The organism is Microbacterium sp. NPDC091676, from assembly GCF_044756645.1.
In the GTDB taxonomy this organism is placed as follows: Bacteria; Actinomycetota; Actinomycetes; order Actinomycetales; family Microbacteriaceae; genus Microbacterium; species Microbacterium paraoxydans_D.
This window is the reverse complement of the sequence record NZ_JBIVTI010000001.1, coordinates 318,629-331,546: the sequence shown is the minus strand read 5'-3', so window position 1 is coordinate 331,546 and position 12,918 is coordinate 318,629. Positions and strand designations below refer to the sequence as shown.

At 70.1% G+C, this 12,918-nt stretch carries 14 protein-coding genes; 4 read left to right on the top strand and 10 right to left on the bottom strand.

The annotated features are described in order from the left end of the window. Positions 1–58 precede the first annotated feature (58 nt). Positions 59–1,369, top strand: coding sequence for an acyltransferase (locus ACIQID_RS01745; RefSeq protein ID WP_400281457.1), 1,311 nt, complete (start codon positions 59–61; stop codon positions 1,367–1,369). A gap of 3 nt (positions 1,370–1,372) precedes the next feature. Here ACIQID_RS01745 and ACIQID_RS01740 read toward each other — a convergent pair whose 3' ends face one another. Together ACIQID_RS01740 and ACIQID_RS01735 are read right to left on the bottom strand one after the other, a co-directional pair. Continuing rightward, on the bottom strand, positions 1,373–1,966 hold the full coding sequence (locus tag ACIQID_RS01740) for an energy-coupling factor transporter transmembrane component T (RefSeq protein WP_400281454.1): 594 nt from the start codon (positions 1,964–1,966) through the stop codon (positions 1,373–1,375). After that, entirely contained in the window at positions 1,963–2,676 is a 714-nt protein-coding gene (locus ACIQID_RS01735) for an energy-coupling factor ABC transporter ATP-binding protein (RefSeq protein WP_400281451.1), read from the bottom strand. The genes ACIQID_RS01740 and ACIQID_RS01735 overlap by 4 nt, the downstream gene beginning before the upstream one ends. Before the next feature lie 50 nt (positions 2,677–2,726). On the opposite strand from ACIQID_RS01735, the gene ACIQID_RS01730 reads away from it, so the two are divergent. Next, the gene (locus ACIQID_RS01730; RefSeq protein WP_400281448.1) at positions 2,727–3,311 is read left to right on the top strand and encodes a TetR family transcriptional regulator; all 585 of its coding nucleotides are present in this window, start codon (positions 2,727–2,729) and stop codon (positions 3,309–3,311) included. On the opposite strand, the gene ACIQID_RS01725 is transcribed toward ACIQID_RS01730, so the two are convergent. From ACIQID_RS01725 to sufB, 7 genes are all read right to left on the bottom strand, one after another. Continuing rightward, the gene (locus tag ACIQID_RS01725; protein WP_400281445.1) at positions 3,274–4,647 is read right to left on the bottom strand and encodes an MFS transporter; all 1,374 of its coding nucleotides are present in this window, start codon (positions 4,645–4,647) and stop codon (positions 3,274–3,276) included. The genes ACIQID_RS01730 and ACIQID_RS01725 overlap by 38 nt on opposite strands. Beyond that, entirely contained in the window at positions 4,644–5,798 is a 1,155-nt protein-coding gene (locus tag ACIQID_RS01720) for an aminotransferase class I/II-fold pyridoxal phosphate-dependent enzyme (protein ID WP_312672310.1), read from the bottom strand. The genes ACIQID_RS01725 and ACIQID_RS01720 overlap by 4 nt, the downstream gene beginning before the upstream one ends. A gap of 93 nt (positions 5,799–5,891) precedes the next feature. Further along, the gene (locus tag ACIQID_RS01715; protein WP_017202280.1) at positions 5,892–6,221 is read right to left on the bottom strand and encodes a metal-sulfur cluster assembly factor; all 330 of its coding nucleotides are present in this window, start codon (positions 6,219–6,221) and stop codon (positions 5,892–5,894) included. Between the two features lie 9 nt (positions 6,222–6,230). Further along, positions 6,231–7,001 carry a Fe-S cluster assembly ATPase SufC gene (gene sufC / locus ACIQID_RS01710; protein ID WP_025103648.1) on the bottom strand — a complete coding sequence of 257 codons (771 nt, stop codon included), beginning with the start codon at positions 6,999–7,001 and terminating at the stop codon, positions 6,231–6,233. 3 nt (positions 7,002–7,004) lie between these two features. Beyond that, positions 7,005–7,331 (bottom strand): non-heme iron oxygenase ferredoxin subunit, encoded by a 327-nt coding sequence (locus ACIQID_RS01705; protein ID WP_025103649.1) that lies wholly within the window; start codon positions 7,329–7,331, stop codon positions 7,005–7,007. Then, complete coding sequence (gene sufD / locus ACIQID_RS01700) at positions 7,328–8,533, bottom strand: Fe-S cluster assembly protein SufD (RefSeq protein ID WP_400281439.1); 1,206 nt, start codon at positions 8,531–8,533, stop codon at positions 7,328–7,330. The genes ACIQID_RS01705 and sufD overlap by 4 nt, the downstream gene beginning before the upstream one ends. Beyond that, positions 8,534–9,952, bottom strand: coding sequence for a Fe-S cluster assembly protein SufB (gene sufB, locus ACIQID_RS01695; protein ID WP_136052486.1), 1,419 nt, complete (start codon positions 9,950–9,952; stop codon positions 8,534–8,536). A gap of 232 nt (positions 9,953–10,184) precedes the next feature. Between sufB and ACIQID_RS01690 the strand changes: the two genes are divergently transcribed. Together ACIQID_RS01690 and ACIQID_RS01685 are read left to right on the top strand one after the other, a co-directional pair. Then, positions 10,185–11,306, top strand: coding sequence for a heme A synthase (locus tag ACIQID_RS01690; RefSeq protein WP_400281436.1), 1,122 nt, complete (start codon positions 10,185–10,187; stop codon positions 11,304–11,306). Positions 11,307–11,374: 68 nt separating this feature from the next. After that, positions 11,375–11,869: a hypothetical protein gene (locus ACIQID_RS01685; protein ID WP_400281433.1), complete on the top strand. Its 495-nt coding sequence runs from the start codon at positions 11,375–11,377 to the stop codon at positions 11,867–11,869. Here the strand turns inward: ACIQID_RS01685 and ACIQID_RS01680 are convergent. Then, positions 11,815–12,720 (bottom strand): heme o synthase, encoded by a 906-nt coding sequence (locus tag ACIQID_RS01680; RefSeq protein ID WP_029989291.1) that lies wholly within the window; start codon positions 12,718–12,720, stop codon positions 11,815–11,817. The two genes, ACIQID_RS01685 and ACIQID_RS01680, sit on opposite strands and share 55 nt — an antisense overlap. Positions 12,721–12,918 lie beyond the last annotated feature (198 nt).

The following is a 12,918-nucleotide window of genomic DNA, read 5'->3' as shown; positions in this document are numbered from 1 at the left end:
GATGTCCCGCCCCCCGCCGCCTCCATAGCCTCCGAGGACACCGTTCCCAGGAGGACTCATGGTCATCGCCGCGGCTCCGCGCCTCAGCACCCCCGCTCCCGCTCCATCAGCCCTCGCGGGCCATCGCGACACCGGAATCGACTTCGTGCGCGCGCTGTGCGTGCTCGGCGTCGTCCTGCTGCACGCGGTCATGGTCGGGGTCACCGTGTCGGAGACCGGGCCGGTGTTCGAGAACGCGAGCGACGGGACGGGCTGGATCGCGCCGCTGAGCTGGCTGCTGCAGGTGATGCCGCTCTTCTTCGTGATCGGAGGGTTCTCGGGCCTCCTCGCGTACCGCCGCCTCCGCGCCCGCGGGGGGAGCCCGACCGCCTTCGTGGCCGGTCGGGTGCACCGGCTCCTGCGCCCGGCCCTGTTCACGGTCGGCGCGGTCGGGGTCGCGCTCGCGGTGCTCACCGTGATCGGCGTCGCGCCGGATCTCATCGCCGTCGCGGGCTTCCGATACGGACAGCCCCTGTGGTTCCTCGGGGTGTTCCTGCTGTGTCAGGCGCTGCTCCCCGCGTTCGTCGCCCTGCACGACCGCGCGCCCCTGCGCACGATCACCCTCCTCGCGGGTGCGGCCGTGGCGGTCGATGTCCTGCGGGCCACGACCGGGAACGACGCCGTGGGGTTCCTCAACCTCGCCTTCGTGTGGTTGACGATGCAGCAGCTCGGATTCCTCCTCGCCGACGGCCGCCTCGACGCGCTGCGTGCCCGCACGCGCGTCGTGATCGGCGCCGGCTCCCTCGCCCTCCTGGTCGCCCTGTTCCTCGTCGGGGTCTACTCCCCCGACCTCATCGCCAACATCAACCCGCCGACGTCCGCCCTGCTGCTGGTCGGGCTGATCCACACGACCCTGTTCTCCCTCCACCGCGCGCGTATCGGCCGCTGCAGTCGTCGCATCCCGGTGGCCGCGTTCACCGCTTTCGTCACCCGGCGGACGATGACGATCTACCTCTGGCACATGCCGGTGCTCCTGGGGATGGCCGGAGCGACGGCCCTGGTCGCCCTTCTCGGCGGCGTGGCCCTTCCCGCCCTCGAGAGTGCGGAGTGGTGGGCCGGCCGGCCGCTGTGGCTCCTGACGGCCGTCGTCCTCACCGCGGTGCTCGCGGTGCGCGTCGACCGGTTCGAGAATCACCCCTCGCCGGAGCCGACGGCGTCGCACCGCCGCCTGGCGCTGGGCACGCTGCTGGGTCTCGGCGGAGTGGTGCTGCTCCTGGTGCTCGGCACGACGGTCGCCACCGCCGCGCTCGCCGTCCTGCTCCTGGTCGCGGCGCTGCGGCTGGCGAGACACCCCGGCAGTGCCGTCCCCGGCACCGCCGTCGTGGCGTGACCGTCAGCCGATCCCGCGCGCGGCGAGGGCGTCGCCGACCTGATCCGCGTGGCGCAGCGTCAGCACGAGCAGCGGAACGACGCCGCGCACACCCAGGCGCACTCCTCGTGCGCGCTCCGCGTCCCGCACCCGCTGCGCGAATCCGGCGACGACGGGCACCATGGTCACCGTGAGAGACACCGCCATCGACACCGCCTCGGGATCGATCCCGACGCGGCGCACGGGACGCAGGAGGCGCTGCAGCACGGCCAGGAGATCGGACATGCGCGTGGTCAGGGTGAGGAGCGCGGCGAGCAGCAGCAGTGCAGCGACTCTTCCGGTGCTCACCCACGCGGCGACGGGAGACACGAAGACGGCGAGGGCGACCGCGAGCACGACCAGGACCGCACGCAGCCGCCACAGCTCGGTTCCGGCCGCGGAGAGCGGCACACCCGCGATCGGGTAGAGCGCGATCACGGCCGCGAGGCAGACGGCGATGCTGATCGGCCCCTGCGGCGCCACCGTCAGCGCGAGCGCCGCGACGGCGAGCCCGGCGAGCTTCGGACCGGCGGGCACCCGGTGCAGCAGTCCCGCACCGACCGGGGGCGGCAGGATCATGCGCACAGCCGACGGTAGCGAGAGACGACCGCCGCGGGATCCCCCTGATCGATGACGCGTCCGCCGTCGAAGAGGATGGCCGTGTCACAGCGGGCGGCGAGCTCGAGATCGTGGGTGACGACGAGCACCTGCGCCTCCTGCGACAGAAGGAGGTCTCCGATCCGCCGCGCGTTGCGCAGGTCGAGGAGCGTCGTCGGCTCGTCCGCCACGATCAGGGCCGGCTCGGCGAGGAGCACCGCGGCGAGGGCCAGCATCTGCTTCTGGCCTCCCGAGAGCGACGACGCCGGGACGTCGGCATGCCCCCCGAGACCATGCCGGTCCAGCGTCTCCTGCACACGGCGAGAGACCTCGTCACGGGGCCGCCCGCGGAGGGACAGAGCGAGATCCTCGGCCGGGGTCGGCATCAGGATCTGGGCATCCGGATCGGTGAAGACGAAGCCCACCCGGCGGCGGACGGCGGTCCGCTCCCGGAGCGCGTCGAAACCGTGGACGGTGACCGTTCCCGTGGTCGGCGTCATCAGGCCGTTCAGCAGCCGGGCGAACGTCGACTTCCCTGAGCCGTTCGCTCCGATCACGGCGATGCGCGGTGCGGTGAGCTCCAGCGTCACGTCGTCGAGGAGTACGCGGTCGTCGACGGTCACGCCCACGCCGTCGAGACGCAGCGTCCCCGGCTCCGCGATCGTCGTCGCGTCCCGTTCCCGCCAGCACATGCATCCTCCTGAACACCGTTCACCTGAACGCCGTTCACTATAGTGGGGGCATGAGTCCCGAGACGAATCCCGCCCGTCACGATCGGGAGAGCGTCGCTCGGACCGCCCTCGCCCTTCTCGACGAGGTGGGGTTGGCCGATCTCTCCATGCGCCGCATCGCGGCCCGGCTCGATGTGCAGCCGAGCGCCCTCTACTGGCACGTGGCGAACAAGCAGGAGCTCCTCGCCGACCTCGCCGATCGGATCACCGCAACCGTCCCGGACGGAGCAGAGGGAGTGCTCGCGACCGCCCGTGCGCTCCGCGACGCCCTCTTCGCCTACCGGGACGGCGCCGAGCTCGTCCTCAGCACGTACGCGCTCCAGCTCGGCTCGGCACACGCCCGCGACGCCCTGGTCGCCGCGCTCCGCACCGAGGGGGCCGCCGATGCCGAAGACCGCGGGGCGGCGCTCCTGCACTTCGTGCTCGGCCACGCCACCCTCGTCCAGCAGCGGATGCACGCCGACAGCCACGGCGCTCTCCCGGCATCCGGCGAGGTCGACGTCACCGCGGGCCTGGACCGGGTGTTCGACCTCGGCGTCGTCGCTCTGGCCGGCGCGCTCAGCGCGCCGGTGACTCCGCGGCGTGCCCGAGCCTGAGCCCGGGGATCACTGCGAGCAGCACCAGCGCGGTGCCGAGGACGAAGACGACCGCGAACGCGTCCGCGCCGCCGCCGAGAGACGCCACAGCCAGCCCGGCGAGGGCGATCGCCACCGCCGAGCCCGTGGCATCCGAAATCGAGAGCGCCGAGGAGTTGAACCCCTGGTTCGTCTCATCCGAGTAGGCGAGGGTCAGCACGGTGAGCCGCGGGTACAGCCGCCCCATGCCGCCCCCGGCGAACGCCCAGCCGATGATCACGAACACCGGGGAGACGTCGAACGCCGCCGCAGCCAGCACGCAGAGCATCGCCACCAGCAGTGCCCCCAGGCTGAGGGCCGTGATGCGGTGATTGCCCAGCCGCTCGCCGTAGCGACCCTGCGCGGCGGAGGCCCCGGCCCAGGCGAAGGCCGCCAGCATCAGGGCGATCCCGGCCCAGGTGGCGGAGAAGTCGAACTTCCGCATCAGCAGGTACGGGATGTAGGCCTCGGCGGCGAAGAACGCCCCAGCTGCGATCCCGCGCATGAGCACGACGCTCGGGAGCCCGGCGCCCGCGCGAAGCGTCCGCCGTGGCAGGAGGGGCAGCACGGCCACGCCGATCGCGAGCATGGCGCCCAGAGCCACCGGCCAGCCGATCCCCGGCTCCAGCTCGGCGGACAGTCCGATGGCCACCGCGAGCACCGCCACGACGACGGCCAGCAGCAGGCGGGTGAGCAGCGCACGACGGTCCTGCGGCTCGCCACGGCCGAGATCGACGCCCCGCAGTCGGATCGCGATCATCACGAACGCGACCGCGGTCAGGACCGCCACGCCCAGGAACGCCCACCGCCAATCGAGGTACTCCGCCACCGCTCCCGCGAGGAAGGGCCCGATCATCGACGGGATCACCCAGGCGGCGGCGAACGCGGCGAACACCCGCCCGTGCAGGTGCGGCGGGTACAGCCGCGCGACCACGACGTACAGGGCGACCGTCTGGCCGCCCGCGCCCAGCCCCTGCACCAGCCGCCCGATCAGGAACTGGGGCATCGTCGTCGCGAACCCGGAGATCAGCAGACCCAGGATGAAGAGGGTGACCGCGGCGTACAGCGCGCCGCGCGGGCCACGCGCATCCGACCAGGCTCCGGTGGCGACCATCCCGATCACGCTGGTCGCGAGCGTGCCCGCGAACGCGACGGCATACAGCGACTGGCCGTCCAGGGCATCGCTGACGATCGGCATGACCGTCGTCACCGCGAGGGCCTCGATCGCGGCGAGGAAGATCAGGGCGACAGCACCCAGAGTCACCCAGACCCGGCTGCGGTCCCAGATCGTGGCGGTGGGCTCCGCCGCCGCCGTCATCGCTCGACGAGCGCGGCGATGCGCTCGATCGCCTCGGTGAGGATCTCGGGGCTGGTGCCGAAGTTGAGCCGCACGTGCCCGGCCCCTTCCTCCCCGAAGGCCGGGCCGAAGTGCAGCGCGACCTTCGCCTCGCGGAGGATCTTCCGGGCGGGGTTGTCGCCCCAGCCGAGGGCGGAGAGGTCGATCCACGCGAGGTATCCCGCGTCCGGAATGCGGTAGCGGGCGGCGGGCAGGTGGCGGGCGAGGAGGTCCTCCAGCAGCACGCGGTTCTCGTCGAGGGTGCGCAGGAGGCCGTCGAGCCACGCGTCGCTCTCCTCCGAGAACGCGGCGACGGCCGCGAGCAGACCGAACTGCCCCGTCCGCCACTCCACCTCGACCGGCAGGTCGCGGACGACCGCGGACGTCTCGTCCGCGGCGGTCACCATGAGCGCGCACTTCAGTCCCGCGAGGTTGAAGGCCTTGCTCGCGCTGACGACGGCGTAGCCGACCCGGGCCGCCGCGTCGCTCGCGGCGAGGAAGGGCGTGAATCCCGTGCCCGGCTGGGCGAGCGGCGCATGGATCTCGTCCGAGACGATGGTCGCGCCGAACTCCTCGGCCAGTTCCGCCAACGCGGACAGCGTCTCCCGATCGTGCACGGTGCCGGTCGGGTTGTGCGGGTTGCAGAGGAGCATGGCCGTCGCACCGTCCTCGAACGCGGCGCGGATCCCGTCGAGGTCGAGCTCCCACCGCGTCCCCGTGTCGCGCAGCGGGACGCGCTGCACCTCGGCGCCGGCCTCGGCGACGAGGTCGTAGAAGGGCGGGTAGACCGGCGGCGTCACGACGACGCGCTCCCCCGGCTGGGTGACGCGGCGGAGGACCTCGACGATGCCCATGCTCACGTCCGCCGTGCTGCGCATCCGCGCCGGGTCGGGACGCCAGCCGAAGCGGCGCTCCGCGAAACCCGCGTACGCCGCCGCCAGCGGCGTCCGCGAGGCGATGTACCCGGTGTCCCCCAGATCCAGCGCCCGCTGCAGTGCGGCGGTGATCGCCGGAGCGAGCGGGAAGTCCGTCTCCGCGACGAAGAGGGGCAGCACGTCTTCGGGATACTCCCGCCACTTCTCGCTGGTCCGCTCGCGCAGCTCCGACAGCGACAGGGCCTTCACCGACAGCATTCGTCCTCCGATTCTCTCCGCGCCGATGCGGAGACGTCGAAGCGGGCGTGCCCGGCACGCCCGCTTCGTCTGGTGGTCAGGTGACCGGAACGCTCAGATCGCGAAACCGAGCGCACGCATCATGTCGCGCCCGTCGTCCGTGATCCGCTCGGGTCCCCACGGCGGCATCCACACCCAGTTGATGCGGAAGCGGTCCACGACGTTGTCCAGGGCCTGCGCGGTCTGGTCTTCGAGGACGTCCGTGAGCGGGCAGCCCGCACTGGTCAGCGTCATGTGGATCACGAGAGCGTCGTTCTCGTCATCCCAGGCGAGGTCGTAGATGAGTCCGAGGTCGACGACGTTGATCCCGAGCTCAGGATCCATCACGTCCTTGAGAGCCTCGGTGACCGCGTCGTACTTCTCGTCCGTCAGGGTCGCTGTCATGCGATCAGCCTACGCCTCGATGGGAGCGGAGGGGTCGAGGAACCGGTCGTAGCCCTCGTTCTCCAGACGGTCGGCGAGCTCGGGGCCGCCCTCCTCGACGATCTTGCCCGCGACGACCACGTGCACGTAGTCGGGACGGATGTAGCGGAGGATCCGGGTGTAGTGCGTGATGAGCAGCACACCGAGGCCGGTGGACTCCTTCGCACGGTTGACACCTTCGGAGACGATCTTCAGCGCGTCCACGTCGAGGCCGGAGTCGGTCTCGTCGAGCACCGCGAACTTCGGCTTGAGCACCTCGAGCTGGAGGATCTCGTGGCGCTTCTTCTCGCCGCCCGAGAAGCCCTCGTTGACGTTGCGCTGCGCGAACTTCGGGTCCATGCGGAGGTTGGCCATGGACTCCTTGACGTCCTTGGTCCACTGCCGGATCGAGGGCGCCTCGCCGTCGAGCGCGGTCTTCGCGGTGCGCAGGAAGTTCGTCACCGTCACGCCGGGGATCTCGACCGGGTACTGCATCGCGAGGAACAGACCGGCGCGGGCGCGCTCGTCGACGCTCATCGCCAGGACGTCCTCACCGTCGAAGGTGATGGAGCCGGAGGTGACGGTGTACTTCGGGTGGCCGGCGATCGTGTAGGCCAGGGTGGACTTGCCGGAGCCGTTGGGGCCCATGATGGCGTGGGTCTCACCGGTGTTCATGGTGAGGGTGATTCCGTTGAGGATCGGGGTGGTCCCCGCCTCGGTCTCGACCGTCACATGCAGGTCGCGGATCTCGAGAACAGACATTCTTCAGACTTCCTTCGTCACAGCGGGATCGATGAGCACGTCGTCGCCGTCGATCTCGACGACGTAGACCGGGACGGGCTCATATGCGGGGAGATTCTGGGGCTTGCCGGTGATCAGGGAGAACGCCGAGCCATGGGCCCAGCACTCCACCGTGTCACCTTCCACGAAGCCCTCGGACAGCGAGATGTCGCCGTGGGTGCAGGTGTCGCCGATGGCGTGGATGACGCCCTCGCCGTCCTTGATGACCGTGATCGGCACACCGTCCGGCTCGACGCGCAGCGGCGTGTCCTGCTCCAGCTCGGAGACGCCGCAGACGCGCTGCGCGGTCACGCGTCCACCTCGGCGAGCTCGGCCTCGATGGCGGCCAGCAGCTCCGACTCCAGGTCGGGGATGCCGAGGCGCAGCACGATGTCGGTGAGGAAGCCGAGCACCACCAGTCGGCGGGCCTCGTCCTCCGGGATGCCGCGGGCCTGGAGATAGAAGAGCTGCTCGTCGTCGAAGCGGCCGGTGGCACTCGCGTGCCCGGCGCCGACGATGTCGCCCGTCTCGATCTCGAGGTTCGGGATGGAGTCGGCGCGCGCGCCCTCCGTGAGCACCAGGTTGCGGTTGGCCTCGTAGGAGTCGGTGCCGGTGGCGTCCGCCCCGATCAGCACGTCGCCGATCCACACGCTGTGGGCGCTCTCGCCCTGCAGCGCGCCCTTGTAGAGCACGTCGCCGGTCGTGTGCGGGCCCTTGTGGTGCAGGTACACCTGGCTCTCCAGGTGCTGACCGGAGTCGGCGTAGGACAGCCCGTACAGGTAGCCCTCGGAGCCGGCACCGGCGAGCTCGACGCTCGGGTTCACGCGCACCACGCCGCCGCCGAAGCTCACCACGAAGTGCTTGAGGGTGGCGTCGGCCGCGACCCGCGCCTGGTGGGCGGCCGCGTGCACGGCGTCGTCGTCCCACTGCTGCACGGAGACGACGGTGAGCTTCGCCCCGTCACGGACGATGATCTCGACGTTCTGGGCGTACTGCGCCGAGCCCTTGTGCTGCAGCACCACCGTGGCGACGCTGTGCTCGAGGGCCTCGATCACGATGTGGGCGTCCGCCCGGCGGTCGGCTCCGGTGCCCGTGAGCGACAGGAAGATCGGCGCCGCGACCTCCTCCTCGCGCGGGATGCGGATGTGCAGGGCGTCGGAGGCCCCCTGCCACGCGACGGCGGCGGTGATGTCCTCGGCGAGGAAGACCTCACCGCGCGGAGCGGTTCCCGCCGTGAGCGGCGCGGCGACGTACTGCTCGCCGGACGTGAAGGAGTACCGCACGCCCTCATCGCCCTCGGCCGTGCGGAACAGCGGAGTGAGCACGGCCACCGGCGTGTGCTTCCAGTTCACCTCGCGGCCGGTCGGCGTGCCGAAGTCGTCCGGGTCGAACGAGTGCGGACGCTCGGAGCGGGTCTGCACCGGGACGAATCCGGCGTCCGCCACCTGGGCGGCCGGGTCGATGTGCGCGTTCGTGTGCTGCGCCTCGCTGGGCGCTGTCGTCGAGGCCGCCATTTAGCCGACCGATCCTTCCATGCCCATCTCGATGAGCTTGTTCAGTTCCATCGCGTACTCCATCGGCAGCTCGCGCGCGATCGGCTCGATGAAGCCGCGCACGATCATCGCCATCGCCTCGTCCTCGGGCATGCCACGGGACTGCAGGTAGAAGAGCTGCTCCTCGCTGACCTTGGAGACCGTGGCCTCGTGCCCGAGCTGCACGTCGTCGACACGGATGTCGATCGCCGGGTAGGTGTCGGAACGGGACTTCGTGTCCACGAGGAGGGCGTCGCAGCGGACGGTGTTCGCCGAGTGATGGGCAGCAGCGTCGACACGCACCTCGCCGCGGTAGCCGGCACGGCCACCGCCACGGGCGATCGACTTCGAGACGATCGACGACTGCGTGTACGGCGCCATGTGGATCATCTTCGCGCCGGCGTCCTGGTGCTGGCCGGGGCCGGCGAAGGCGACGGAGAGGGTCTCGCCCTTGGCGTGCTCACCCATCAGGTAGATCGACGGGTACTTCATCGTCACCTTGGAGCCGATGTTGCCGTCGACCCACTCCATGGTCGCGCCCTCGTGCGCCACCGCGCGCTTGGTGACCAGGTTGTAGACGTTGTTCGACCAGTTCTGGATCGTCGTGTAGCGCACGCGGGCGTTCTTCTTCACGATGATCTCGACGACGGCCGAATGCAGGGAATCCGACTTGTAGATCGGTGCCGTGCAGCCCTCGATGTAGTGGACGTAGCTGTCCTCGTCGGCGATGATCAGGGTCCGCTCGAACTGGCCCATGTTCTCGGTGTTGATGCGGAAGTAGGCCTGCAGCGGGATCTCGACGTGCACGCCCTTGGGGACGTAGACGAACGATCCGCCCGACCAGACGGCGGTGTTCAGCGCGGCGAACTTGTTGTCGCCGGCGGGGATGACCGTGCCGAAGTACTCCTCGAAGAACTCGGGGTGCTCGCGCAGGGCGGTGTCGGTGTCCATGAAGATGACGCCCTGCTGCTCCAGGTCCTCGCGGATCTGGTGGTACACGACCTCGGACTCGTACTGCGCGGCCACGCCGGCGACCAGGCGCTGACGCTCGGCCTCGGGGATGCCCAGGCGCTCGTACGTCTCGCGGATCTCCTCGGGGAGGTCTTCCCAGCTCTGCGCCTGCTTCTCGGTGGAGCGGACGAAGTACTTGATGTTGTCGAAGTCGATGTCGCTGAGGTCGGCGCCCCAGGTCGGCATCGGCTTGCGGCCGAAGAGCTGATAGCCCTTGAGACGGGTCTTCAGCATCCACTCCGGCTCGTTCTTGAGGGCCGAGATCCCGCGGACGACCTCTTCCGAGATCCCGCGTTTCGCGACGGCACCCGCGGCATCCTCATCGTGCCAGCCGAATTCGTACACCCCCAGACCATCGAGCTCCGGGCGGTCGATCAGCACATCCGACATGCAACACTCTCCTCACAGGTCCCAAACGGTGTCATCCGCCCCGACACACCTGATCCCCGTCGAGTCTGCGGGAGCGGGTGCCGTTGGTGGGGCCCTCATCACGGGCGCTTCCATCGCGCCTAAACTGTTGACGATGCTTCAGCGCTGTCAGCGCTCATCGCAACAATCCGATTCTACAGGTTCCGCCTGACGGACGGGCCGTGCGCCACGTCTTCGACGGGCCGGAGGACTTATGCCCGAGACGACCATCCCCGCCCCCTCGACGACCGGGGCGACCGCCTCCCCCCGCTCCGCGGCGTGGGGTCGCGCGCTCACCGTCTTCGCGTGGCTGTCGTTCCTCAGCGAGACGATCATCATCGGCACCGGCGGCGCCGTGCGGCTGACCGGCTCCGGCCTCGGCTGCACCGAGTGGCCGCTGTGCACGCCCGAGTCGCTCGTCCCGATCGTCGAGGTGCAGGGCATCCACGGCATGATCGAGTTCGGCAACCGGCTGATGACCGGCGTCGTCGGGATCATCGCGATCGCGGTCGTCCTGCTCGTCCTGCACACCATCAGCGGCCGCCGGGCGCTCATCGACGCCCTGTGGTTCGCCGTCGGCGGTCTCGCCGGTGCGGCCGTGGCCTTCGTCCTGGTCTCGCTCACCGACTTCCCGGCGTTCCCCGTCGCCTCCGCCGTGCTCCTGATCGCGGTGATCGCGGCGGCGGTCCACTCGGTGCGTACGACGCCCGCCCGGCGGGATCTCGTCCTCCTCGCCTGGCTCGTGCTGATCGGCGTCGTCGCGCAGGCCCTGGTCGGCGGCATCACCGTGCTCACCGGCCTGAACCCGTTCATCGTCGGGTTCCACTACACGTCGTCGCTCCTGCTCGTCTGCATCACCGCCGCGTTCCTCGTGCGGCTGGCGACTCCGGAAGGACCGCGCGAACGGGCGGTCCCCTCCTGGTTCGCGATCGTGACGCACGTCACCGGCCTCGCCCTCGCCGTGACCATCCTGTTCGGCGTGCTGACGACCGGATCCGGCCCGCACTCGGGCGACGCCGACGTGCTGCGCCGCGGCTTCGACGCCACGGTCCTCGCCCATGTCCACTCCTGGCCGGGCTACATCCTGGCCGCGCTCGTGCTCTTCCTGACGGTGGCCGCCTGGGTCCTGCGCCTCGAGCCCCGCCGGTGGCTGCTCGTGCTCGTCATCGCGATCCTCGTGCAGGTGGCCGTCGGCGTCTGGCAGGCGCGGGAGGGGCTGCCGCCCGTGCTCGTGGGCATCCACATGGTCCTGGCATCGCTGTCGGCCGCGACCTACACGGTCGTCGTGCTGCACCTCAAGCGCACCGCGTCCGTCGTACCCGCCCCCGTCGACTGACCTGCCGCACAGACGATCCATAGCGCGCGCACCGGGCGCTCATCACCGCATCGACCATGGTGGTCGACATGAACAAGACACTCACCCGCAGCGCCGGGTTCTGGCTCCTCATCGTCGTCTCCCTCGCCGCGGTCGGGGTCGGCGGCTGGATGATCGCCGGACAGGTCGGCACGATGACCACGACCCTGATGGACGGCACCGCCACCGGTGTGGAGGTGTACGTCGGTCAGTCGCTCGTCGTCGTCGGCGCGGTCGTCCTCGGTGCGGGCCTGGTGGGCCTGCTCCTGTCGCTCGGCCTCGTCGCCGCGCGCACGCTGGTCGCCACCCCCGTCACCGCCGCGACGATCGTCGAGCAGGAGGCGCCGATCATCCAGGACGAGACGGTCGAGACGGTCGAGACGGTCTCAGCCCCGCGCGAGGAGCCCGCTCTCCCGACCGCCGCCGCCGAGTTGGCAGAGCCGCAGGTCGATGCGGAGCCGGCGTCCGCGGAGCCCCAGGCCGACGAGGATCAGAAGGGCAGCAGCGGGTCGATCGCCACGGCGACGAACAGCAGCGTCAGGTAGGTGATCGAGGCGTGGAAGACTCGCATCGGCCGCGCCTCGGTCCCCCGGACCGCCTGGTTGTACAGGCGGTGCGACTCGTAGATGAACCAGCCGCCGAACACCAGGGCGGAGACGGTGTAGACGAGGCCCATGCCGGCGATCGGCACGAGCAGCAGCGAGCAGGCGACCGTGGCCCACGCGTACAGGATGACCTGCAGGCCGACCTGCGACGCGTTGCGGGTGACTCCGAGCATGGGCACGTCGACGTCGTCGTAGTCGTCCTTGTACTTCATGGACAGCGGCCAGTAGTGCGGCGGCGTCCAGAGGAAGACGAGCAGGAAGAGGATGAAGGCCGGCCAGTCGAGAGACCCGGTGACGGCAGACCAGCCGATGAGGACCGGGAAGCATCCTGCGATGCCGCCCCAGATGATGTTCTGCTCGGTGCGGCGCTTGAGGATCATCGTGTAGATCACGACGTAGAAGAAGATCGCGGAGGCCGACAGGATCGCCGTGAGCGGGTTCGTGGTGAACCAGAGCCACACGGTCGACACGATCGCGAGCGTCCACGAGAAGATCAGGGCGCCCCGCGGGCTGACCTCGCCGGTCACGAGCGGCCGGTTCTCCGTGCGGTGCATGTGCGCGTCGATGTCGCGGTCGAGGTACATGTTGAACGCGCCGGCCGAACCGGCACTCATCGACCCGCCGATGACCGTCGCGAGGACCAGCCAGAGATCGGGCAGTCCGCCCTGCGCGAGGAACATGACCGGAACGGTCGAGACGAGGAGGAGTTCGAGGACTCGGGGCTTCGTCAGAGTGACGTAGGCGCTCACCGTGCGACCGATGGACGACTTCCGTACGGTCTGATCAGACATCGTCGAGATCTCGATCGCCTCCTCCGCGCGCGTTACCGGACAACCTCTCCAGTGTATGACACGCCGTGACGCGTTCCGCGCCTTCCACCCCTCAGTCGCCGGGACCGTCCCCGCTATGCTGAGAGCACTCGCGCGCCCGGTGCTGCGCACAACCCCGCCCGTCTCCCGGACGATGCGGGATGCGCCAGGGAAGTTGCG

Bases quoted from the DNA above. Each gene is read 5' to 3' on its own strand.
- ACIQID_RS01720 (WP_312672310.1), bottom strand. From the start codon at position 5,798: ATGCTGTCGGTGAAGGCCCTGTCGCTGTCGGAGCTGCGCGAGCGGACC.
- ACIQID_RS01680 (WP_029989291.1), bottom strand. From the start codon at position 12,720: ATGTCTGATCAGACCGTACGGAAGTCGTCCATCGGTCGCACGGTGAGC.
- ACIQID_RS01745 (WP_400281457.1), top strand. From the start codon at position 59: ATGGTCATCGCCGCGGCTCCGCGCCTCAGCACCCCCGCTCCCGCTCCA.
- ACIQID_RS01715 (WP_017202280.1), bottom strand. From the start codon at position 6,221: ATGACAGCGACCCTGACGGACGAGAAGTACGACGCGGTCACCGAGGCT.
- ACIQID_RS01690 (WP_400281436.1), top strand. From the start codon at position 10,185: ATGCCCGAGACGACCATCCCCGCCCCCTCGACGACCGGGGCGACCGCC.
- ACIQID_RS01740 (WP_400281454.1), bottom strand. From the start codon at position 1,966: ATGATCCTGCCGCCCCCGGTCGGTGCGGGACTGCTGCACCGGGTGCCC.
- sufC (WP_025103648.1), bottom strand. From the start codon at position 7,001: ATGTCTGTTCTCGAGATCCGCGACCTGCATGTGACGGTCGAGACCGAG.
- sufB (WP_136052486.1), bottom strand. From the start codon at position 9,952: ATGTCGGATGTGCTGATCGACCGCCCGGAGCTCGATGGTCTGGGGGTG.
- ACIQID_RS01725 (WP_400281445.1), bottom strand. From the start codon at position 4,647: ATGACGGCGGCGGCGGAGCCCACCGCCACGATCTGGGACCGCAGCCGG.
- ACIQID_RS01730 (WP_400281448.1), top strand. From the start codon at position 2,727: ATGAGTCCCGAGACGAATCCCGCCCGTCACGATCGGGAGAGCGTCGCT.
- ACIQID_RS01685 (WP_400281433.1), top strand. From the start codon at position 11,375: ATGAACAAGACACTCACCCGCAGCGCCGGGTTCTGGCTCCTCATCGTC.
- sufD (WP_400281439.1), bottom strand. From the start codon at position 8,533: ATGGCGGCCTCGACGACAGCGCCCAGCGAGGCGCAGCACACGAACGCG.
- ACIQID_RS01735 (WP_400281451.1), bottom strand. From the start codon at position 2,676: ATGTGCTGGCGGGAACGGGACGCGACGACGATCGCGGAGCCGGGGACG.